This window comes from Mangrovibacterium lignilyticum (genome assembly GCF_010882175.1).
GTDB lineage: Bacteria > Bacteroidota > Bacteroidia > Bacteroidales > Prolixibacteraceae > Mangrovibacterium > Mangrovibacterium lignilyticum.
In genome coordinates, this window is record NZ_WKLH01000001.1 from 1658853 (window position 1) to 1682282 (window position 23430).

General features: G+C 37.9%; 19 protein-coding genes. All 19 read left to right on the top strand.

Features of this window, described 5'->3' with window-relative positions; all coding sequences use genetic code 11:
- Positions 1-42 precede the first annotated feature (42 nt).
- The 19 genes from GJV22_RS06685 (at position 43) to GJV22_RS06775 (ending at position 23371) form a co-directional block, all read left to right on the top strand.
- A complete protein-coding gene (locus GJV22_RS06685) occupies positions 43-1197 on the top strand; it encodes an arginase family protein (RefSeq protein ID WP_163710505.1) in 1155 nt (384 codons plus the stop codon).
- Between the two features lie 119 nt (positions 1198-1316).
- Positions 1317-2258, top strand: a complete 942-nt coding sequence (locus tag GJV22_RS06690; RefSeq protein ID WP_163710508.1) for a PorP/SprF family type IX secretion system membrane protein — start codon at positions 1317-1319, stop codon at positions 2256-2258.
- A gap of 33 nt (positions 2259-2291) precedes the next feature.
- On the top strand, positions 2292-3632 hold the full coding sequence (porK, locus tag GJV22_RS06695) for a T9SS ring complex lipoprotein PorK/GldK (RefSeq protein ID WP_163710510.1): 1341 nt from the start codon (positions 2292-2294) through the stop codon (positions 3630-3632).
- 18 nt (positions 3633-3650) lie between these two features.
- The gene (gene porL / locus GJV22_RS06700) at positions 3651-4616 is read left to right on the top strand and encodes a type IX secretion system motor protein PorL/GldL (RefSeq protein ID WP_163710513.1); all 966 of its coding nucleotides are present in this window, start codon (positions 3651-3653) and stop codon (positions 4614-4616) included.
- Between the two features lie 11 nt (positions 4617-4627).
- Positions 4628-6244, top strand: coding sequence for a type IX secretion system motor protein PorM/GldM (gene porM, locus GJV22_RS06705; RefSeq protein WP_163710515.1), 1617 nt, complete (start codon positions 4628-4630; stop codon positions 6242-6244).
- Positions 6245-6388: 144 nt separating this feature from the next.
- Positions 6389-7243: a type IX secretion system ring subunit PorN/GldN gene (gene porN, locus GJV22_RS06710; RefSeq protein WP_163710519.1), complete on the top strand. Its 855-nt coding sequence runs from the start codon at positions 6389-6391 to the stop codon at positions 7241-7243.
- A gap of 121 nt (positions 7244-7364) precedes the next feature.
- Positions 7365-8714, top strand: a complete 1350-nt coding sequence (gene porK / locus GJV22_RS06715) for a T9SS ring complex lipoprotein PorK/GldK (protein ID WP_163710522.1) — start codon at positions 7365-7367, stop codon at positions 8712-8714.
- A 777-nt stretch (positions 8715-9491) separates the two neighbouring features.
- Positions 9492-10421 carry a glycosyltransferase gene (locus tag GJV22_RS06720; RefSeq protein ID WP_163710525.1) on the top strand — a complete coding sequence of 310 codons (930 nt, stop codon included), beginning with the start codon at positions 9492-9494 and terminating at the stop codon, positions 10419-10421.
- Positions 10422-11010: 589 nt separating this feature from the next.
- On the top strand, positions 11011-12003 hold the full coding sequence (locus tag GJV22_RS06725) for a polysaccharide pyruvyl transferase family protein (protein WP_163710528.1): 993 nt from the start codon (positions 11011-11013) through the stop codon (positions 12001-12003).
- A 7-nt stretch (positions 12004-12010) separates the two neighbouring features.
- Positions 12011-13537, top strand: a complete 1527-nt coding sequence (locus GJV22_RS06730; protein WP_163710530.1) for an oligosaccharide flippase family protein — start codon at positions 12011-12013, stop codon at positions 13535-13537.
- 92 nt (positions 13538-13629) lie between these two features.
- Positions 13630-14807, top strand: a protein-coding gene (locus GJV22_RS06735) for an IS3 family transposase (protein ID WP_163710533.1) whose coding sequence is annotated in 2 segments (ribosomal slippage) — positions 13630-13888 and positions 13888-14807 — 1179 coding nt in all. Because the reading frame shifts where the segments join, the coding sequence is not laid out codon by codon here.
- 65 nt (positions 14808-14872) lie between these two features.
- The gene (locus GJV22_RS06740; RefSeq protein WP_163710535.1) at positions 14873-16012 is read left to right on the top strand and encodes a polysaccharide pyruvyl transferase family protein; all 1140 of its coding nucleotides are present in this window, start codon (positions 14873-14875) and stop codon (positions 16010-16012) included.
- 17 nt (positions 16013-16029) lie between these two features.
- Positions 16030-17070, top strand: coding sequence for a glycosyltransferase family 2 protein (locus GJV22_RS06745; protein WP_163710538.1), 1041 nt, complete (start codon positions 16030-16032; stop codon positions 17068-17070).
- 329 nt (positions 17071-17399) lie between these two features.
- Positions 17400-18659, top strand: a complete 1260-nt coding sequence (locus tag GJV22_RS06750; protein ID WP_163710541.1) for an O-antigen ligase family protein — start codon at positions 17400-17402, stop codon at positions 18657-18659.
- A gap of 20 nt (positions 18660-18679) precedes the next feature.
- The gene (locus GJV22_RS06755; RefSeq protein WP_163710543.1) at positions 18680-19597 is read left to right on the top strand and encodes a beta-1,6-N-acetylglucosaminyltransferase; all 918 of its coding nucleotides are present in this window, start codon (positions 18680-18682) and stop codon (positions 19595-19597) included.
- A 10-nt stretch (positions 19598-19607) separates the two neighbouring features.
- Positions 19608-20678, top strand: a complete 1071-nt coding sequence (locus tag GJV22_RS06760; protein ID WP_163710547.1) for a glycosyltransferase — start codon at positions 19608-19610, stop codon at positions 20676-20678.
- Positions 20678-21787: a glycosyltransferase gene (locus GJV22_RS06765; RefSeq protein WP_163710550.1), complete on the top strand. Its 1110-nt coding sequence runs from the start codon at positions 20678-20680 to the stop codon at positions 21785-21787. The genes GJV22_RS06760 and GJV22_RS06765 overlap by 1 nt, the downstream gene beginning before the upstream one ends.
- Positions 21777-22337 (top strand): WcaF family extracellular polysaccharide biosynthesis acetyltransferase, encoded by a 561-nt coding sequence (locus tag GJV22_RS06770; protein WP_163710553.1) that lies wholly within the window; start codon positions 21777-21779, stop codon positions 22335-22337. Before GJV22_RS06765 ends, GJV22_RS06770 begins: the two co-directional genes overlap by 11 nt.
- Positions 22338-22636: 299 nt before the next feature.
- On the top strand, positions 22637-23371 hold the full coding sequence (locus tag GJV22_RS06775; RefSeq protein WP_163710555.1) for a hypothetical protein: 735 nt from the start codon (positions 22637-22639) through the stop codon (positions 23369-23371).
- The last annotated feature ends 59 nt before the right edge of the window (positions 23372-23430 follow it).

The window sequence follows — 23430 nt, forward strand, 5'->3', positions numbered from 1 at the left end:
TTTGTTGAAAAGACTAATTTCAAGCATTGAAATAATAACCCGATGAACCTCGAACTTTACCTTAAGCCGGTTGACTTTTCCGGATTTGAATTACCCAAATGGGCACAAAAAAAATATGCACTGAGCACATTGCTTGAAAAAAACAGGGATAAGATTCCGGTAGACAAAGCCAAGATTGTGCTTATTGGTGTTGAAGAAGATCGCAATGCGATTAGCTACGGCAGCGCTGTTTCCCCAAATAAAATAAGGGAACACCTGTATGCATTAAACAGAATCGCTCCTCGTTTTAAAATATTGGACTTAGGCAATTTAATTGTTGGCCAAAACCCCAGCGATACATACTTTGCGCTGAAAGATGTTTGCGAGTATTTCCTGGAAACGGGAATCACGGTGGTTATATTGGGCGGTTCTCAAGATTTGACCTTTGGCATTAGCAAAGCATTTGAAGATCGTTTTTTCAATTTAGTAACGGTTGACCCGAAGCTGGATTTCCAAAAAGGAGCCAAAACCATCGATTCTGAGAATTATCTGAATTTTGTTTTCAAGAAACATCCGAATCTTTTCTCCCACGTAATACTCGGTTATCAAAACTATTTTGCCGATGCGCTGGAACTAAACCATGCCACCGATTTAAATTCGGACACCCGCCGTTTGGGACAGGTTCGGTATAATATGTCCGAAATCGAACCCTACATGCGTGGTGCCGATATCTTTAGCTTCGATTTAAATTCGGTTCGGCAAATTGAAGCCCCAGGACAGTACTTCGCATCGCCAAACGGGTTTTATGCCGAAGAAGCCTGCCAAATAGCTCATTACGCAGGCATGGCAGACCTACTGAAAATAGCTGGGTTCTTCAACCTAATTCCAGCACTCGACAATGACGAGCTAAGTTCGAAATTGATGGCACAAATCGTTTGGCATTTTATTGAAGGTTATTATTTCAGGGTTGTTGAAGACCCGGAAAACAAACCGCAGGAGTTTAGTGAATTCATTATTGAAATGGATGACATTGACCTTCCGCTAACCTTCTATCAAAGTCGTAAGACGGGCCGTTGGTGGATGAAAGTATACAATCAGAATAATGATACTGACCATGTTTTCCCCTGCTCTCAGGAAGACTATGATTTAGCCTCCAGGTACGAAATACCGGACCGATGGTGGAGAAACATCAGAAAATTAAACCAATTAGCAAAATAAACTGAAGTATTGTAGCGTTCAAAGAATTGCATTGACCAATATAATGTGCGAAAAATAGGCTGATCGTATTTTTACATTTGCTTATTTATGTACTGTAAAAAGGCAACATTAGCCCATTTATGAAAAATAAAGTTTGCTTTTTATTTTTGTTAATAATAGTTAACTTAGCCGCAAAAGCACAGCAGGACCCGCAATTCAGCTTCTACGAGCAAGCGCGATTGACATACAATCCGGGATATGCAGGAACCAGCCGTGCGATTTCAGGCTTGATTCTAAACCGAACCCAATGGAGTGGCATGGACGGCGCTCCAACAACAATGGTGTTTAGTGCAGAATCTTCAACTGAGTTATGGGGCATTAAGAGTGGCATTGGCCTGAATATAATCAGGGATGAGCTTGGTTTTGAGAAAAATACGCTGGTAAATTTAAATTACGCTTACCTCGCTCAAACTGATTACGGAGACTTAGGAATTGGAACATCGTTAGGTATATTCAATAAAGCAATTGACGGTAATTGGTATGTGCCGGACAACAGTAGTTATCACAACCAAAACGATGGACTCCTCCCTTCAGAAAGTGTCAGCCAAGTAGCCCTTGATATTGGATTTGGTTTATTCCTGAAATCAAACAATTATTTCGCAGGAATATCCGTTACACATGTTAACCAAGCCAAGATTTCGTTCTCGGATGACGCTTATACATTTTATACCCGCCATTATTATTTTTCAGGTGGATATACTATTCAAACGCCAAATCCGTTATTCTCTTTGCAACCTTCTGTTTTATATAAAACAGATTTAGCCGGATCTCAATTGGATCTGAACGCAGACATAATTTATAACGAGCGCTTTACAGGCGGATTAGGTTATCGGTTAAACGATGGTTTGATTTTCAGGTTTAGCGTTGATCTGCGGAATGGTTTAACTGCCGGTTACGCATATGATTTAACAACGTCTGCTCTTGGAGCGTATAACTCGGGCTCGCATGAATTGTTTTTAAGCTATTCATTTGCGATCCAAAAGATTAGAAATAAGAAATATAAGAGTGTTCGGTATTTATAAGAATTCTAAAAGTAAGCAACATATATCATCGTTATGAAAAAAATACTCTCTCTGTGTTCGATGACCTTACTGTTCCTGTCGATGATTAGCTGTAATAAGTCGGGAAGCAATGGTGAACTTACCGGTGTCCACGGACGAGGTAAATGGTTTGAACCCGCACCGTACGGGATGACATTTGTTCACCGGGGTAGCTTAAATGTCGGCCCTAGTGATCAGGATGCAAGTTGGTCTGAAACACCGACAAAAACGGTTTCTGTGGATGCATTTTGGATGGATGATACAGAAATTACCAACAATGAATATCGTCAGTTCATCAACTTTGTACGCGACTCAATTGCACGAACAATGCTTGGCGAACAATTTCCCGAGTTTCTAATCACTGAAGATCGTGACGGCAACCCTGTTGACCCTCCCCAATTGAACTGGGATGAACGATTGGAATGGGACAATCCGGACTATACCGATGCCTTGGAGCCAATGTACTATTCCGAGAGCGACCGGATATTCAACAAAAAGGAAATCGACAGTCGCAAACTGTTCTACACCTACTATTGGATTGACTATCAACAAGCAGCCAAACGGTCGAACAAGTATGACTATGAAACGCAAAGTTATCACGGTGTTGTTTACGACAAAACCGGTGCTTCAAAACCAATTGAAAACAGATCTTCGTTTGTTTTCAGCGAGTTGGTTAATGTATATCCGGATACACTTTGCTGGATTCGCGATTTCACGTATTCGTATAATGAACCATGGGCGACACGCTATTTTTGGCATCCTGGATTTGATGAATATCCGGTAGTTGGTGTCACCTGGACTCAGGCGAAAGCTTTTTGCCACTGGAGAACACGTTTGCACAACGAATATCTGTTGAGCAAGCGCGAACAACCATTACAGGATTATCGCCTGCCTACCGAAGTGGAATGGGAATATGCAGCCCGTGGAGACAAGCAGGTTTCCATGTATCCGTGGGGTGGTTATTACACCCGAAATGAGAAAGGCAAGTTCTTAGCCAACTTCAAGCCGCTACGTGGTAACTACATTGAAGATGGTGGTATGGCTACCATGAAAGTTGGTAATTACGATGCTAATAAATTCGGACTTTACGACATGTCGGGTAACGTGGCTGAGTGGACCATTACTGCCTACGATGAGTCAGCTTATATGTACATGCATGACTTCAACCCAAATTTCGAATACAATGCAAAACCAGACGACCCTCCAACGATGAAACGTAAAGTTGTGCGTGGTGGCTCCTGGAAAGATATTGCAACGTTTGTTCAAACGTCAACACGTAGTTATGAATATCAGGACTCAGTAAAATCATACGTTGGATTCCGCTGTGTCCGTTCATCATTTGGAAACGAGTTTTAAACCCTTAATTGTGATCATATGAGTTTTGGTGAAATGTTACATAGTAAACGCTGGAAAGTATTTACTGGTTATGTGTATAATATCGGTGCGTCGGTAGTTTTGTTAGGTGCTCTTTTCAAACTTCAACACTGGGCATTTTCAGGTCCTCTTTTGGTATTAGGACTTTGTACAGAAGCTTTTATCTTCTTTATATCCGCATTCGAGCCACCAATGGAATTACCTGAGTGGTCTAAAGTTTACCCGGAATTAAGAGAAGATTTCGTTGCTGATGACGATGATGATTTGGCTAAAGATGATCAGTTTAGCAAATTGCTTGGACAAGCAGACATTTCTCCCGAGTTACTTTCGAAAGTATCCAAAGGGTTGACCGACCTAAGCAATACAGCCTCATCAATCAGCGATATCAGCTCTGCAACGCTGGCAACTGATGTTTACGTGAAAAACTTGAATTCGGCCTCTGAATCGATGAGCACGTTTGCTGAGATTAACGGAAAAGCGAACAATAATATCGCCCAGTCTGTCAATGTTTTGGTTGAATCGTACACCAATACAGCACAACGTTTAAGTTCTAAAGGTGACGAAATGCTGAATAAAATGGCCGTGTCAAGTGAAGAATTCACGAATGTTCTTTCGACTTCAGGTAAAAAATTAGTCGGTTCGTACGACAAAGTTGCCGAAACGATCGAAAAAGGATTTGGAGACTTGGGTGAAAAATCAAGTGATTACAGCAACAAGTTGTCGAAATTAAATGAAAACCTGGAAGCGCTGAATGCTTCTTATACTACACAATTAAAAGGAACCAACGAACAATTGGCTGCATCTCAAAAATTCTTTACGGAAATGACTCAGATGAATCAGGTGATTCAAAACTCAGTTGAAGAAGTGAAGAAATACCAATCAAACGCAGCTGAATTGAACAAACATCTAGAAGCACTAAATTCAATTTATGGCAATATGCTTGGTGCCATGAATTATAAAAAATAAAACGCCAGGATATGGGAACAAAGAATTGCCCGGAAACGGCGAGGCAAAAAATGATCAACATGATGTATCTGGTTCTGCTGGCGATGATGGCTATGAACGTCGCCGCAGAAGTTCTTGATGCATTCCGTGTTGTCGACTCCAGTCTCGTACAAACTTACGGCACACTCCAGAAAAAGAGTAACCAACAATACAGCGCATTTGAAGCTGCCTTTCAGATGAACCAGGACAAAGTAGGTCCTTGGCTTAATCTCGCAAACGAGGTTCGAAGTCGGGTGGATACACTTCAGAAACTGATCTTCGATATCAAAGAAGATTTGGTTATCCGAGGTGGAGGTGTTAAAATCGCCGATATTGATGGCTATGAATACGACCCCGAACGTTCCTATGTGCAAAACTATCAGGGAGATTCGCTACTCATAAAAAAAGACGATGAATTAAACGTTCCGTCTGAGTTGATGATCCGATTGAATAGAGGTGTGGAATTACGCAGCGCGATTGAAAAAGCGAAAGCAGAATTGGTTGCAATGGTAAAAGATACTGATGCTCCAATCCGTGAAGCAATCATGCAGGAATTGGCAACGCCAAACCCAAAACGGAACTTGAAAGAAGGTGGCGAAAATCAAACTTGGGAAGAGCAAAATTTCGAGCATAAACCCATGATCGCCGTGATTACCTTGTTGAGTAAAATGCAGATTGACGTTAAAAATACGGAAGCGAACTTACTGAACTACCTTTACAGCCAAATTGATGCTAGTTCCTTTAAGTTCAACAAACTTTCGCCCGTTGTAATTCCCAAATCCTCCTATGTATTAGAGGGTGATGTTTACCAGGCCAAAGTATTCCTCGCGGCAGAGGACACAACGCAGCAACCGGAAATAATTGTCAATAATAACGCTTTATCAATCGTTGATGGCAAAGGGGTTTATGAAGTACCCACGACTAAAGCCGGAACATACACTTGGAAAGGTGTAATCAATTTTAAAAATCCGGACGGCGGAATCAATACCTACAATTTCGAACAAGAATATCAGGTTGGAAAACCTAGTGTTACTATTTCACCGACCAAGATGAATGTTTTCTACCTGAATATTCCGAACCCAATCAGTGTCTCAGTTCCGGGTGTTCCTTCTGCGAACCTAAAAGTTAGCATGTCAAACGGAACGGTTGAAAGACGTTCAGATGGATTGTACGTATTTCCGGCGAAGGAAGACATCAATGGTAAAAAAACCCAGGTAATTGTAGACGCCACCATTGACGGGAAAACAAAACGAATGGGATCGATGGTTTTCCGGGTGAAACGCGTACCTGACCCTGTTGCCCAAATTGCTGAGAAAAACGGTGGTGTATTGCGCAAAGAAGATCTAATGGCCGAACAAGGTATTTTTGCAGCCTTAATCGACTTCGATTTCGACCTAAAATTTAAAGTTACACAGTTCGACGTTACGATAACCGGAGCAGGAGGCTTTAACAACACATGGTCGTCAAAGTCGAACATGTTTTCGGCCGATATGCGGAAACAATTTGGCAATTTGCAGCCGGGAAGTATTATCTATTTCGATAATATCATGGCTCATGGAGATGATAAAACAGACCGTTCTTTATCTCCGATTAGTTTTAAAATTCGATAATAAAATGGCTGGTTATGCCGGCGCAACGATCGCATAGCCGAAAGGCAAGGAAATTAAAACAGGATTATGAATTGCTTCAATGTGACAATTGAACCAATTTTTCTCCCGGCAAAGCGGGAAACGGAAATTTAAATTAAAAGACAGATGAAAAAGCTAATAGTAGCAATTGGATTAATAATTTGTGCATGCTGCTTCTCAGGCAACACTGTACAAGCTCAAATTGTAGACGGGGCATTTCAGCGGGTTGATATTAGCAAGAAAAAGCCCATGCAGTTCCCTTATGTTCGCGAGGCTGATGTAATGTGGTCCAAGAAAATATGGCGCATTATTGATTTGCGCGAAAAGATGAACCAAGTGCTCTACTTCCCTACTGTGGAAACAGAAGGAAGGAACAGCTTGACTAATCTGATGCTGAAAGCCATTGAAGATGGTTTATTAACCGCTTACGATGCCCGTACAGATGATGAATTCAAAATTCCGTTGACCTACGATCAGGTGAAAGAAGCTTTTGGGGCAACAACCCGCACCCGAAGAGTCCGCAACCTGGAAACCGGAGAATTTGAAGACCGTGTTATCGCCGGAGAAATCCGGGGTGAAGAGATCAAACAAATCATGGTCAAAGAAGAATGGTTCTTCGACAAACAAACATCAACCATGAATGTCCGCATTATTGGGTTGTGCCCTATTCAGGAATACTACCGTGATGAAGATATCAACCGTGAGAACGTGCAACGTCGTCAGGTATTCTGGATTTACTATCCGGAAGCCCGCGAACTGCTCGCATCCAATGCCATAATGAATACGCACAATACAGCTTACAACATGTCCTTTGACGACCTTTTCATCAAACGCCGCTTCAATAGCTATGTTGTTAAAGAAAGTAACGTATATAACAACCGTGCAATCAGCCAATACCTCACTGGTAGAAACGCGATGTTAGAGTCGAAACAAATTGAACAAAAAATCTTCAATTACGAACAAGATCTTTGGGAATACTAGCCTTTACGGCTTCATCAAAAAAAAGCCTTCTGAGGAATTCCCTCAAAAGGCTTTTTTTGTTAACAACAACAATATTATCCTGATGCCATCGTTTTTTAAACTGCATGTGCAGGTTTAAACTATGAGAATATATAACATCATCCTTACTGCTTGTTTTCTCGTGCTCTTCACTTCGTGTGAGAAGAACGAATTGGCTCAGTATGCGGGGAATAACAAGGCAAAACCCTATTTCGAGCCAGCCCCCTTTGGTATGTCGTATATCGATAGGGGAACTGTCATTATCGGTCCGGATGATGAGATCTATCAGGAAGCAAATGATGCCAAACGCGTATCCGTCGAGGCATTTTGGATGGATGAAACGGAAATAACCAATAACGAGTACCGCCAATTTGTTTATTGGGTCAGGGATTCAATTGCGCGCACAATGCTGGCTGATCAGTTTCCCGAATTCATGCGGACTGAAGATGATCGCGATGAACCGTTGCAAAATCCTCATTTGAACTGGGAAGATCCGATAGAATGGGATAACCCGGATTTCCAGGAAGCCTTACAAAATCTTTATTTAGCCGCAGACGATCGTGTATTTTTCGAGAAGTCAATCGATTCCCGAAAATTAATATACGATTACCAATGGGTTGACTATAAACAGGCAGCTAAAACCCAAAATAAATACAACTTCGAAACACAATCTTACAACGGTACGGTTACCGATATTGATGGCAATGTAAAGCCCATTCAAAACCGGGCTTCATTCATTTTTACCGAATCAACGCCTATTTACCCCGATACACTATGCTGGGTACGCGATTTTACCTATTCGTATAACGACCCCATGACTGAGAAATACTTCTGGCATGTTGCATTCGACGACTATCCGCTAGTTGGCATTACCTGGAAACAAGCTGAAGCATTTTGCAACTGGCGTACAAAATTGTATAATGACTATCAAAGACAAACCAATAGTGTTGATGTATTTGATTATCGTTTGCCAACAGAAGTTGAATGGGAATACGCAGCTCGTGGAGGAGAAGAGCGTACCCTTTATCCATGGGGAAGCTATTATATCCGGAACCAAATGGGATGTTTCATCGCAAACTTCAAACCCCGCAGGGGGAACTATGTTGCCGATAGCAAGTATTCAACGACAACAATGCCGGTAGGTAGCTTCGCCCCGAACAACAAAAGGCTATACGATATGGCTGGTAACGTTGCCGAATGGACCAGTACTGCTTTCCACGAATCGAGCTATGAATTTATGGGAGACTTCAACCCTACTGTCCAGTATAATGCACGCCCCGATGACCCACCGGTTTTAAAGCGCAAAGTCATTCGCGGAGGTTCATGGAAAGATATTGGGTACTTCTTAAGAAACGGTACGCGAAGTTTTGAATACCAAGACTCAGCAAAGTCTTACATTGGGTTTCGTTGTGTCAAAACATCCTTTGTCGATGAGTTTAAACAGAAAAAATAACAAAAGACTAACTAGTCTGATTTACAACTTATTGCACTAAACAAAGCCTCCTGATTAACGAATTAATAACAAAAAGATCCTTTTATTTCGATTAATTTAACACGTTTCAATTTTGTTTGCCATATATTTGAAAAACAAAGTCAGGTGAAGAAAGCCTGAGAAAACATCCATATTTCTTCTGTTCAGAGTCAATTTAGACTGTAACTGAATCGGCGAAGCCGTACAAAGCAATAAAATTTACCCCATTCGAAATTACCTATACACTTAATCTGAACCCGGTTTCAGTATTGTAGTTTCGTACACCATTCACATAAGCTTGTCGACAAAAACAAAAATGCTCAACGTACTGTACAATCCAAGGAAAATGCAAATCGTTACAATTTCAATTAAACCCTAAAAATAAAATATTGACAACAAAGCTCAAGAATACTCTAACAACTTGATTGGCCATTTCATCTTAAGATCAGCACAATCGCAATATCTCCCCAAAACAAGAAACCGTAAAAAAAATCGAAATTTTGGAATCTATATATAATCGGAAAACCCGCTCGATTTTCTGTCAATATACCAGTTATCGAAGACTATGAATAGAAAGATACATTCCTTTGACATCATTTGAAATATCTAATTCAAGGCGTGATAAAAAATTGAGTCTTTCCGGAATTTAATCAAATAAAAAACTTTTATTGAATGAAAATCGCTTACGTTATAGGTCCGACCACCCCAATCTCCGGGAATTCAAACGGAATCAAAAGCCAAGCGCTAACATGGAAGTCTATGATTGTAAAATCAGGATATACTGTTGACTTGATAGAGTGCTGGGGAAACTATGATTGGTCAAGTTACGATTTGGTACATATTTTTGGGAGAGGCCTATGGCTAATAGATTTCATACCTAATTTAGCATCAAAAAATCCCAATATTGTCATCTCCCCAATAATAGATTCCATTGAAAGTGTTTTCCTTTACAAGTTGACCTCTTTTTTAGGCAATGAGAAACTTCGAATGTATTCTCTCACTTATGGGTTACGAAAAATATTTCCTCAAATAAGCGGAGTATTTGTGCGCTCTGACTATGAAGCAAGGTATATTAGGAATTCGCTAGGACTACCATCTAATAAAATTTACAAAGTACCGCTCTCTCTATCAAAAGAAATTAACATTTCTCACCACGAAAAAGAAAACTTTTGTCTCCATGTTAGTTCTATCTACCATGACCGAAAAAATGTAATCCGACTAATTCAGGCAGCGAAAAAATACAAATTTAAGCTCGTTCTGGCAGGATCTAAAGGAACCTCAAAACAATACGCGCCAATTAGAGATGAAATTGGGAACGCAACCAATATAACTGTACTAGGATTTGTGACTGATGACGAATTAGACACACTTTACAAGAAAGCAAAAGTATTTGCACTTCCAAGTATCTCAGAGGGCGTAGGGATTGTGGCGTTAGATGCCGCGGCATATGGCTGTGAAATAGTAATTACCAACATAGGTGGTCCAAAAGAATATTATACCGAAATGGCCGAGATTGTCGATCCTTTCTCAATCGATAAAATAGGAAATGCAATTTCAAAGCTTCTTAATGGGAAGTCACATCAACCAAATTTACAAAAACACATTAATAAATTTTACCAACCTAATACAATCGGAGAAAAGCTAATTCAAAGCTATCTCGAAATAATCAACGCATCAAAATTATTATAATTCCTTAATATCGAAACCAATATTATACAATATAAAATCTACTGGCATGACTACAACAAATATTTTAATGAAGAGAAGGAATGTTAGTCAAAAATCAGAGTACTCAATTTATTTTCAATAAAATCATTTGAACGTATTATCACTATTTGTCGGAAATTCTAGCACTCTTTTTTAAATACATATTTTATGCAAACAATCAATACGATCCTTTTTTGGTATTCGCAGCTGTCTCGTCATATGAACTTTTTATTGGAGACAAAAAAGCACATTCGATTAATAAGTTATTATGGCTATATATTTCCGCATTTTCGCAATTTTCATTAAATAATCATACGCGGGGCTCCACTGTTCCCAAAAAACTATTTCTGATTGCGAACGGATCTCGATCTCGTCTGTTCCTAGTCAATCCAGCCTGCAACTGAAAAGGCAAAGCTGCACGATATTCCGTTAAATCTATCACCAAAAAATTATTGATATTATTACGCCGACTTTTTAATCTTAGGGAAACCTAGTAAAATATATCATTTCTGTCTATAATGATCTCCCGCTATCTGTTCCAACCCAAGCTTGAACTCAACACAAACATATTATGAGAAATTACAACAAAGAAAAAATACAAAATCTCAGATCACTGATCGAGCACTCTTTGACTCCGTTGATCGATAATGATTACATATATCTTGATCTTCCGTACCACAACAACATTGGCGACATATTAATATGGAAAGGGACTGAAGAATTCCTAACGAAAATCAATCACAATTGCCTGTACAGGTGTGACTTTGAAACATATAAGAAGCCAAAAGTCGATGACAAAGTAGTAATTCTACTACACGGAGGAGGAAATATTGGAGACATCTGGCATGTCCACTCAAAATTTAGAAAAACGATTATTGAAAGTTTCCCAAACAACAAAATCATCATTTTACCCCAGACAGTTCATTATGAACATATTTCAAACTTACAAAAGGATGTAGCTATTTACTCGAAGCATAAGCATATCACAATTTGCGCAAGAGACAATCACTCATATAGCATTTTGACAAAGAACTTTAACCAGAATAAAATTCTCAATCTTCCAGACATGGCATTTTGCATTTCTGAGAAATTTATCCTAAGCCATTACAAAGAAGACAATTTAGGACGAAACCTTTTTTTCAAGCGAAAAGACCGGGAGTTCAAGGACTATCCTTACGAATCATCCATCCCACAAAATATCAAGATATCCGAAAAAGAATGGCCAAGCATGGACCATATATCACTCCCACATGTTACAATGAGAATAATCCAAATAGTAAGCCATTTTATCGGAAATTTCTTTTTTACGCCTAATTTGTTAAACCGGATCGTAAACTGGTATGCGTACAAGGTATACATGCCGTTCTTATGTAAAATTGGAATAAAATTCATCTCCTCATACTCAAAGGTATATTCCACAAGACTTCACGGAGCAATACTTTCGATTCTTACAAATAGGCCCATAGTGATATTTGATAATTCCTACGGTAAAAATCGAAATTTCTGCGAAAGTTGGCTACAAGACTTTAACAATGTAGACTTTGTTTCTTTCAATAAAGATTAAAAGCAACATGAAAGTAAATCAATTAAAAGCTGGTGTATTTCTTGCCTATTTTGTAATAGGATTAAACGCATTAGTTGGTATAATGTATACTCCCTACATGCTTCGTAAATTAGGTCAAAGTGAATATGGCTTGTACTCTTTAGTCGCATCCATAATTGCATACCTAACGTTATTTGATCTTGGTTTTGGAAATTCAATCATCCGTTTTACAGCCAAGTACCGTGCAGAAGGAAGGGAGAAAGAACAAAGCGAACTATACGGTATGTTCATGATCCTATACTGCCTCATCGGTCTAGTGACGTTTATTTCTGGATTAGGATTATACTATAACACGAATCTAATTTTCGGCGAGACACTATCTGACGGCGAAATCTACAAGGCTAAAATTATGGTTCTCATAATGATCGGCAATTTAGCGATCTCCTTCCCTTTAGGGCTTTTTTCTTCAATAATACTCGCATATGAACGATTTATCTTCCAGCGAACAATTCAAACCATTCGCATCTTGCTCAATACTATAGTGATGATTGTCATACTGGAAGCCGGCTACAAAGCGATTGGGTTAGTTGTTGTATTATCAATATTTAATCTTTCAAGTTTACTAAGTCACATGATCTTTAGTGTTACTAAATTAAAGGTAAAATTTTCTTTCATGCATTTTAGGTTTAGTCTACTAAAAGAAATTACTGAGTATTCATTTTATATTTTCCTAAACTCGATAATGGATAAAATATACTGGAGCACTGGACAATTCATTTTAGGCGCATACAGCGGAACAAAAGCTATAGCGGTGTTCGCAGTTTCGATACAACTACAACGCATATTTATAATCTCATCACAAGCAATATCTAGTGTTTTCTTACCAAGAATTACCGGGTTGACGGTTAAATCCAATAATGATAAGAATATTTCTGACTTATTTGTTAGAACCGGTAGACTACAATTCATCGTAATGTCTCTCATTTTAATCGGTTTTATCGTCTTTGGAAAGTCTTTTATAAACTTCTGGGCCGGTGAAAATTATTCGGATGCATACTATATCTGTCTAATTCTATTCATCCCATTAACCATACCTTTAATCCAAAACCTAGGGATCACAATCCTTCAAGCCAGAAATCAACTAAAATTCAGGTCTATACTGTACGTGGTTATTGCTGGGTTAAGTTTACTCATTCAAATCCCCCTAGCAAAGAGATGGGAAGGAATTGGTGTTGCGGTTGGTGTTTCATCTGCTCTAATCCTTGGTAATATTATCATAATGAACATCTACTATTATAAGCGACAAAATATTAATATTCCATACTTTTGGCGGTCAATCGTGCAGATGTCAACCATACCACTATTATTCGGAGTAACAAGCTATTTTGTAATTTACTATTGCCCCGCTGCCAATTTCATTCAATTACTCCTGCAAATAGGCTCATTCGCGGCTATTTACTTAGCGATAATCTGGTTTTTCTCAGCAAATCAGGAGGAAAAAAATCTCTTTATACAGCCGTACCTAAAATTGTCAAAATTAATCTCTAAAAAATGACACAATAGGATGACATAAAAACAAACATCATTAAAGTGGAACTGCTACATTTGACTGGACGGTAGGTTAAGTATAATTTATTTACCTACATTATGGGTCCTATGAGAAAGAAGTTTGACAAAGAATTTAAGAAAAAGGCAGTCGAATTATCCTATGCCAGAGGGAATGCCAGTGAGATTGCAGATGAACTGGGGATCGCCCGAGCATTACTCTATCGATGGCGTAAGGAATTTAGGCAGTATAAAGACAATAGTTTTCCGGGACACGGAACCCCAAAGATGACGGATCTGGAACGGGAAAATGCTCGCTTGCAGAAAGAGCTTCGAGAAGCCAGGATGGAACGGGATATCCTAAAAAAGGCAATCAGCATCTTCTCCGCGAACGATGGGAAATCTACCAGTTTATAAATGATCACCGCAGTCGGTTTTCTATCGAGATGATGTGTAAAGTATTCAAAATAAGCAAAAGCGGTTACTACCACTGGCTTCAGACCGGAGATTCTGGTCGTTGGCATGAAAACCAGAAGTTATTAGTAGAAATTAAACGGATTTTTCAATATAGTGGTCAGAGCTATGGAAGCCCTCGGATGACAGAGGAACTCCGCTCTTTGGGACACAGGGTTTCACGTCCGCGCACAGCACGAATGATGAACGCAGCAGGACTGCAAGCCAAGCGGAAACGAAAGTTCAAAGCGACAACTGACTCCAGACATAAATATCCGATTGCTCCCAACCTGTTAAATCAGGATTTTTCGGTTATGGCTCCAGCCAAGGTTTGGGTTTCCGATATCACCTATATCAGAACAAACAAAGGCTGGATGTACCTGACTGTCATTATTGACTTATTTGATCGTAAAGTAATTGGCTGGGCCATGAGCAAGGGCTTGAGCGCAGAAGAAACAAGTATTCCTGCATGGAGAATGGCAGTAAAGAACCGTCCGATTACAAATGAACTAATCTTTCATTCTGACCGTGGCATCCAGTATGCCTGCAATGCTTTCACCAATCTTCTGGGATGTGAGAAGTTAGTTAGCCGAAGTATGATCAGAAAAGGCAACTGCTGGGACAATGCTGTTGCCGAGAGCTTCTTTAAAACGATTAAAGTTGAACTGGTCTATCACCAAAGATTCTTCGACCAGGAACACGCCAAGTTAGCTTTGTTTCGGTGGATCGAAACCTGGTACAACAAAAGAAGAAGGCATTCTGCTTTAGGATACAAAACAATAACAGAATTTGAACAACTAAATAATAATCAAAGAATAGCAGCGTAGCGCTTATCTAGCCGTACAGTTTTTTGTTGCATTTCCACTCTTACAAATACCTAATATCACGGATAATGAAAATAGCAATTTTAACTCAGCCATTACACACAAATTATGGAGGTCTATTGCAGGCATTTGCCTTGCAAGAAACTCTTACAAAAATGGGGCATGAAGTATTAATAGTAAATCTACCATTCAAACCTCAAACAATATTTGGAGTACTCAAGATTATTATTTTTCAAATTAGCAGATACCTACGAGGGCAAAAAGTAGACCACCTTATACCATTAAATCCAACCCAAGAACAAAATAGAATTATCGCAACACATACTAACCGATTTATACATGAGAATATTGCCCAAACAGAGTATATTCATTCTACAAAGCGATTAGATAAGTTGGGAAAATACAACTTCGATGCGTATATAGTTGGAAGCGACCAAGTTTGGCGCCCTCGCTATTCACCTGGAATTAGTGCATTCTTTTTAAATTTTTTAAATGGAGACTCCTCTTCAAAGCGACTATCGTATGCAGCTTCGTTTGGCGTTGAAAATTGGGAATTCAACCGGCGCCAGACAGAACAATGTAGAAAACTTGCTCAAAAATTTAACGCAATCTCTGTGCGAGAAGATTCTGGGATAAACCTTTGTAAAGAATATCTGGGTGTCTCTGCGACGCAGACTCTGGACCCAACTCTACTTTTAGATAGAATTGATTACGCTACTTCCGTAAAAAAAGATAATATTCCAGATAACCCGAACTCACTAATGCTCTATGTCCTCGATCAATCAGATGAAAAAATGGAAATCGCTAAAAAGGTGAAAAACCATCTTGGTCTCGCTGACAACATAGTCATGCCTGAGAAGTTTAACAAAGAAACCAGCTCAAATATCAAAAGATGCATCTACCCCCCTGTATCAGAGTGGATAAAAGGATTTATGGATGCAAAATATGTGGTGACTGATTCTTTCCATGGTACTGTCTTTTCCATCATATTCAATAAACCATTTTTGGCGATAGGCAATAAAGGGAGAGGACTTACCAGATTTACTTCCGTCCTAAAGTTGTTCGGGCTTGAGAATAGGCTGATAAATACAGTTGATGAACTTACTGACAACCTAATTGATGAGAAAATAAACTTCGAAAAAGTTAATACCATCCTGGAAAAAGAAAGAGAAAAGGCTCTAAAATTTCTCAGCAACAACTTATCGTAACGATAAAAAGAATTGAAATGACAACAGTTAGTATAATAGTCCCAATTTACAATTCGTCACAATACGTCCCCAAGTGTATCAAAAGTATCATTAATCAAACCTATACAGACTTTGAATTAATACTAATTAATGATGGAAGCACTGATCAAAGCGGTGAAATTTGCGACGAAATTGCAAAAAGGGATAATCGAATCCGCGTTATCCACACGTTGAATGGAGGTGTATCAACTGCAAGAAACAAAGGAATAGAAAATGCGACAGGCGAATATCTATGCTTTATAGATTCTGATGATTGGATCGAACCCGACTTTTTAGAGTCCTTTTTTTATAAGGGAGACACAGACTACTGCGATATATTTGTGATTCAAGATTTTCTGAAAGAAGTAAATGGGCAAGTCAATCCGAATTGCAATTTCCCCAATAATACTTTCCCAAAATCCTTATATTCATCTCTGTTCACGGGAACAAGATTGTTTCGTTTTGGACATCCTTTTGCTAAACTTTACAATAATAATATTATTCAAGAACACAAACTGAGATTCGACGAGAACATTCATTTCAGTGAAGACCTTGTATTCATGCTAGAGTACATTTTGCACATAAATACAATTCGCACGACCTCAACTGCAAAATACCACTACGTTATTAATAATACAACATCTTTAGCCAACTCATACAATTCATTTGAGTCTGAATTTCAATGCTTTAACAAAACAAAAAACTTACTCTCTAAAATCGAAAATACTGTTACTGTAAACGCTGAGACAAAACAATATTTTGAGTATACACTAGGCCATTTCTTGTTAAGATCTGTACAATCGATTTACCGCAGGAAAACCAAAAAAAAATATGCAGAAAGAATTGAAATATTGAGCACAATTATGACAGAAGACAACGCTAAATTTCTATCAACATATGCGCACAAAAACAGTCAATGGATATACATTATTCCAACCTATTTATTTAAGAAAAAGAAAATTTTATCATTTGATATTTTCTCGAATCTAACCTTTCGTGCGAGATACAGTTTAGCCACCATTTGGAACATGCTCAAGTGAAGATGGATACATAATTATTGAATCAAATAATAAGCAAAACCATCCTTGTGCAATAAAGGAGTATGCTAAACAATCTAAAAGCCTAATTAGCGCTTAAGAGCTTAAAATGCCTTAACAAAAATGTTAGACTTCTATTTGAATCGAGATATAGAGTATCGGTCAGCGGGTGAGACTTTTAGAATTTAGCAAAGTCTGATCCATTCCCTTAATAGCATTGCCACAGAACTGCAAAGTTGCAGAACTAATTATCGTTATACGAAACAGAGATGTGAAGTTTTAGAACTAACGGCATTCCTTGCGGAAGATAAGAATCCAAAATCTAGTTTATTGTGAGACACTATTTACTGAAAATCAACCCTCTAATCTCAGGTATTTTCCTGATGACCTGGTCCATGAATGCTGCATTTATGTTTGGCACATTTGCCAGACACGTATTCTTAGCCTTAGGATTTGTGTTAATTGTAATAGCTGGAATTATTTCTCCAAACAAAGGTAATCTATTACCCTTTTTTCTAAAATCTATAGCAGTATATTCTACCTACATTCTCATAGAACTTTTAGGTGACCATGAGATTTTCGGGCTTGAAAGTATTGTTTTTGGATGGATATGTATCATAACACTAAATGTAGGCTACGTAATAAGTAAGAATTTCTACTTATTCGAAGACACACCAAAACAAATCATAATAGCATTTTGCATATTGACAATATTTGGAGGGATCCTATCCTTGAAATACCAGATTACTCATGGAATTACTGGGAGAAAATTTGATACAGCAGAGGGTATAGAAGTTCATGCAATTGGGATCGCTTACGTTAACTCTATACTATTGCTGTTACAAATCTATTTTTTCACTAAAATAAAAACTGTTAACGTAACAAAGATTGTAACCTTAATTTCAATTGTTGCAACTATTACAGTAATCTTATCAGCCCAATCAAAAGGAGCAATATTATCAATTGGTGCAACTCTTGGCTATATTGTATTTTTGAGGTTTAAAAAAACAAGACACAAATTAGCTCATTTAGCCAACATACTAATTCCGACAATCATACTCCTTATTTTTCTTGGGTATCTGCAATCAAAGATCCCTTTTATTTCAGAGAAAATAGAGGGGTTAGAGTCAAGATTCGAAAACCTATGGAGTTACACGAGCCAAGATCAAGTTGATCCATCGGCAAAGGAAAGAGGTAAAATATATTACCAATTTTACGAAAATTTTGATCAAATTATTCCGATGGGACAACGAGGATACAAACCATATCCGCACAATATCTTTCTCGAAATACTTATGAGATGGGGTGTATGGGGAATCCCTCTGTTATTTTTTTTCGTTTTCAGCTTCTACAAAGCTATAAAACTGAGTACCAAACCTTCTTTTTACATCAGTCCACTAACAAATCTAATGATCACTATTTTTCTATTTTGTTTTATTCAGTCTTGGACTAGTTTATCATTAGAATTTAATCGAATGTTATGGCTTGGATTAGGATATCTATACGGAATTAGCAACTTTGCTATTGTAAAAAACTTTACAAAAAAAATCCTAGTAACTAGAAATCTCGGTTATCTAAATCATCTAATGTAGTCGACAATAAAACTAGTACGATGGAAAAAATTGCATACCTCATACTCGCGCACAATGATGCGCCCCACTTAGCTAGACTGATAAAAAAACTTAATCTTCAAGCAGACTTCTATATACATATTGACAAAAAGACGGATACAAAACCATTTGAACAATTGGTAAAATCCTCTTCAAATATTTACTATGTGTCTGAAACAAAAAGAGTAGATGTACAGTGGGGAGGAATTTCGCAAATTGATGCCACACTATCCTTGATTGAGGAGTTTTTAAACCAACAAAAAAAAGTTGTATACACATACAAAAAAATTGTCTTGCTCTCAGGCGCATGTTACCCTATCAAATCTAATGAATATATCCACTCATTCTTTGAGAATAACAGGAGTACAAACTTCATAAGAGCTACAAACACAACGACAGCAAATAGTAATAAGTATAATAGGGCAGTATGTAAGTATTGGTTTTTTAATATATACATAAACAACAGACAACTAAAAAAGATATCTAGGGCAATTTTAGAATTCCTATACTCGCCCTTTCAAAAGAAAAATTACTTTTATAACAAAGCCAAGAAATTCGACATCTATCATGGTTCACAGTGGTGGGCGCTAAACTACGACGTAATAAAATATTTTTATTCATCTAGTTTTCAGAATAAGATGGCAAGAAAATACTTTAAATATTCGTTGGCGCCAGACGAAAAATACTTTCACACAATCTTCTTTAACTCACCACATAAAACAACGAACCAACAAAAAGGCCCGGAGAAATTTGTTCCTCATACCTCTGCCTACGCAAACATTCACGTGATTGATAAAAGCCTAAGCAAGTATTTTACCGATAAAGACTTCGAAGTCCTCTCAAATTCGGACAAGCTTTTCGTCCGCAAAGTAAACTCGGAGCTATCTTCGAGTCTTTTAGACCAATTAGATTTAATATAAAATTACCCATATGGAAACAGTTGGAATTCTACAGCCTTTTATTCCTCATTATCGAGAAGAGTTCATTAATGGAATAAACAAAACAAAACAAGCAGACACCTACTGTTATTACTTAAACGGCAAGCAAACCTCGACAGTTAAAAATGCAAGCACTAAAAGCCGCTCGATAAAAAACATTGAAGTACACGAAATCCTATTATACAACCCTTTTCCTCTACTGAGAAATGAATACCAAACTTTGATATTGATGTTGCATTTTGGACATTTAACAACTTGGTTGTTACTTCTTACAAAATCTATACACAGAAAGAAGATTATACTCTGGGGACAAGGCATATCTGTAAAAAGATATCTTAAAGAAGAAAAGTCTCCCAGTATTCTTCTAAAGTGGATGATAAGTCTAGCAGATAGTGTCTGGATATACACTGAGAAAGAGAAGAACATGTGGAAACAAATCTACCCTGATAAGCAAATAATATCACTGAACAACACGATTACTGGTGTTGAACGCATTGTTAACTTTTCTAACAATCAGTCAAAGCTCGAGCTCAAAGAAAGATATAAAATTAAACAACCTATTTGCTTTATTTTTTGCGCAAGGTTTAATAACAATTTTCGAAGAGTTGATCTATTAGATCAATTAATAAAAAATCTAGATCCCCAAAAATATGGGTTCTTAATCATTGGAGACGGACCTGTAAAACCAGACTTTTCAAACCATAACAATGTTTACGACTATGGTGCGGTATACGATTCCGACCTAAAAGATGATCTATTTACAATGGCAGACCTATATATCCAACCTGGCTGGGTTGGTCTTTCTGTAGTAGAAGCATTGGCCTATGGAAAACCCGTATTGACCTTCAAACGTTCTGAATTGGTTCTACAATGTGTTGAATATCATTATCTCAAAAATAAATACAATGCATTACTCTTTGAGAATTTTGATGAGGCAATTCACCAAATCAACGTACTAACCAATGAAGAAATTATACAACTCGGAATCAATGCTAGAAAGTACGTGAAGGAAAATCTAATGATGACCAATATGGTTAATCAAGCAATAAAAACCCTTACATAATGAAAATAACCCATTTTGTAATCTCAGTTGATCGCAGTCATGGAGGCACAACTGCATATTTAAAACTCTTAGCTCCGGAACTTAATAAGCAATGTGATATATCCGTTCTCTCAGGGAAATCACTTAATCCAGTCGATCTCTCTGTAGACACAACTTATCTTAACTTGGGATTAAAAAATATTACTAATTGGGGAAGTGATTTTCATCGTTTTCTGAGCAAAACAAAACCGGATTTGGTTCACATTAATGGAATTTGGACGCCGCAAAACTGGATTTTCCAGAAAATTGCTCAAAACTTGAATATAACAGTTGTTTTGTCTCCTCACGGAATGTTAGAACCCTATATATTAGAAAGAAACCCGGTTAAAAAGAAAATAGCATTAGCACTGTACCAAAATCGAGCGATAAAAAAAGCTGATTTTTTACACGTAACGGCTGAGTCAGAACTACAACAAATCCGAATTTTAGGATATGATCAAACTGCAAAAATAATACCTAATGGGATAGACATATCTGAAGTTCATAAAAAGCCATTTGGCATTCGAAAAAAAGAACCGTTTCAAATTCTATTTCTCTCTCGAATACACCCTAAAAAGGGCATTGAGCATCTCATTAAAGCTGCTTCACATCTTAAACAATCGAACATAGAAATAAAAATTGTGGGAGAAGGGGATCTCGGGTATACTACTTCACTAAAAAATTTAGTTACTCAACTAAAATTAGAAAATATAGTTGCATTTCCAGGCGGAGTATATGGCGATAAGAAATGGAAGTTTTACCAAGAAGCTGATTTATTCGTCTTACCAACTTACAGCGAAAATTTTGGTATCGTAATAGCAGAAGCATTAGCAACCGGAATTCCCGTTATAACTACGAAGGGAGCACCTTGGGAAGACTTAGAACGATACAAATGCGGATGGTGGATTGATTTAAGTGAAAACAATTTGGTTAATGCCTTGGAAGACGCGTTGTCAAAAAGCCCAAAAGAAATGAATCAAATGGGTATAAACGGGCAAAAATTAGTTTATGAAAAATATGATATCAAAGCCGTTGGAAAAGCAATGATAAAATATTATGAATCAATTAAAAAAATTACCAATGAAGACTAATCTTCAAGCCTTCGATCCAAGCACATTCAATAAAGAAGCTGGAACTTTAAAAAAAGGATCATGGTTTCTATTCCATGCAATCTTCTTTCAATCGTCATGGATACCGGCGATGGGCATTAAACGGTTTCTTCTTACATTGTTTGGTGCGAAAATTGGGTCCGGGTTTATAATTAAACCCACCGTCAGGATCAAGTTCCCATGGAAGCTTGAAATTGGAGACCACGTCTGGCTCGGTGAAGGTTGTTGGATTGACAATCTGGATCATGTCAAAATTGGGAGCAATGTATGTATTTCACAAGGTGCTCTACTCCTGACAGGTAACCATGATTATACAATCCCTTCATTTGAATACCGGAACGCACCTATTTTATTGGAAGATGGTGTATGGATAGGTGCACGTTCTGTCGTTTGCCCGGGAACTGTTTGTCGAAGTCATTCCATCTTAACCGTTGGCTCTATAGCAACAAAGGAAATGGAAGCTTTTACCATTTACCAGGGGAACCCTGCAGTTGCAGTGAGGAGGCGGACGATTAAAGATATTTTACAATAGGTCAATATTTATGTTATCATATATGACTCATTGTTCACTTTAACTTATTGCAAATACCTTGAGCCAACATTGAGACTCAATTCTCGCATACTCCCGGCAAATACTTTATGCTAAATAGGATTTTAAACATATTACTTTACATCACAATAGTAACAATAAGTCTAGAGTTGCTCTTGCGTTTTAAATACGGATTCTGTGATGCACCGTTAGTGGAGGCTAGCTCAAATTACGAATACATCTTTCAGGCCAATCAAGATCTACTCCGCTTTGGTAATCATATCTACTATAATTCGGATAATATGCGCTCTGATGAAATTGACCCTGCATCCTTAAAGATTTTAGGATTAGGCGATTCTGTTTTGAATGGAGGAGTACAAACCGACCAAGACTCTTTGTCAACCTCCATTTTGAGCAGAATTCTTTCAGAAGAATTTAGTAAAAAGGTTCAGATTCTAAATATTTCTGCCGGCTCTTGGGGACCAGACAACTGCGGAGCGTATTTACAAGAGAGGGGACTATTTGATGCTCAAATTATGCTTCTAATCGTCAGTTCACACGACGCTCATGACAATATGGATTTTTTACCTGTAGTCGGAACAAATCCTTCCTACCCAGATAACCAGTATTTTTCAGCTATCTATGAAGCATGGGACCGATACATTTGGCCTCAATATATCAAACCCAAACTATTTAAAGACAGTCTCCCTAGAAGCCAGGCCGAATTAGAAATCCGAAAATCCGGGAAAACGTTTAATCCTGGATTCAACAAACTCAATCAATTGGCAACACAACACCACATACCTATACTAATCTATCTCCATCCCGAACAGTCTGAAGTTAAACAGGGAGCCTACAACGATCAAGGAAAGGAAATTATCGAATATGCGAGAATTCATGATATTCCATTAATTCAGGAACTACATTGCGGAATTGACAGTAGTTGGTACCGCGATAATATTCATCTCAATAATAAAGGTCAAAGAAAAATGTCCGAGATTCTTCATTCTATTCTGACAAACTACATATCAGACTAACACTACAGGCTCCATCTCCTATCTTAAATATGCAGCACCGCTATTTTTCCAGAAAGGTT

Excerpts from the sequence above, each read along its gene's own strand:
- porN (WP_163710519.1), top strand. The coding sequence starts at position 6,389 with ATGAAAAAGCTAATAGTAGCAATTGGATTAATAATTTGTGCATGCTGC.
- GJV22_RS06725 (WP_163710528.1), top strand. The coding sequence starts at position 11,011 with ATGAGAAATTACAACAAAGAAAAAATACAAAATCTCAGATCACTGATC.
- GJV22_RS06685 (WP_163710505.1), top strand. The coding sequence starts at position 43 with ATGAACCTCGAACTTTACCTTAAGCCGGTTGACTTTTCCGGATTTGAA.
- GJV22_RS06770 (WP_163710553.1), top strand. The coding sequence starts at position 21,777 with ATGAAGACTAATCTTCAAGCCTTCGATCCAAGCACATTCAATAAAGAA.
- GJV22_RS06720 (WP_163710525.1), top strand. The coding sequence starts at position 9,492 with ATGATTGTAAAATCAGGATATACTGTTGACTTGATAGAGTGCTGGGGA.
- porK (WP_163710510.1), top strand. The coding sequence starts at position 2,292 with ATGAAAAAAATACTCTCTCTGTGTTCGATGACCTTACTGTTCCTGTCG.
- porM (WP_163710515.1), top strand. The coding sequence starts at position 4,628 with ATGGGAACAAAGAATTGCCCGGAAACGGCGAGGCAAAAAATGATCAAC.
- GJV22_RS06740 (WP_163710535.1), top strand. The coding sequence starts at position 14,873 with ATGAAAATAGCAATTTTAACTCAGCCATTACACACAAATTATGGAGGT.
- porK (WP_163710522.1), top strand. The coding sequence starts at position 7,365 with ATGAGAATATATAACATCATCCTTACTGCTTGTTTTCTCGTGCTCTTC.
- GJV22_RS06775 (WP_163710555.1), top strand. The coding sequence starts at position 22,637 with ATGCGCTCTGATGAAATTGACCCTGCATCCTTAAAGATTTTAGGATTA.
- GJV22_RS06765 (WP_163710550.1), top strand. The coding sequence starts at position 20,678 with ATGAAAATAACCCATTTTGTAATCTCAGTTGATCGCAGTCATGGAGGC.
- GJV22_RS06730 (WP_163710530.1), top strand. The coding sequence starts at position 12,011 with ATGAAAGTAAATCAATTAAAAGCTGGTGTATTTCTTGCCTATTTTGTA.
- GJV22_RS06745 (WP_163710538.1), top strand. The coding sequence starts at position 16,030 with ATGACAACAGTTAGTATAATAGTCCCAATTTACAATTCGTCACAATAC.
- GJV22_RS06760 (WP_163710547.1), top strand. The coding sequence starts at position 19,608 with ATGGAAACAGTTGGAATTCTACAGCCTTTTATTCCTCATTATCGAGAA.
- porL (WP_163710513.1), top strand. The coding sequence starts at position 3,651 with ATGAGTTTTGGTGAAATGTTACATAGTAAACGCTGGAAAGTATTTACT.
- GJV22_RS06755 (WP_163710543.1), top strand. The coding sequence starts at position 18,680 with ATGGAAAAAATTGCATACCTCATACTCGCGCACAATGATGCGCCCCAC.
- GJV22_RS06690 (WP_163710508.1), top strand. The coding sequence starts at position 1,317 with ATGAAAAATAAAGTTTGCTTTTTATTTTTGTTAATAATAGTTAACTTA.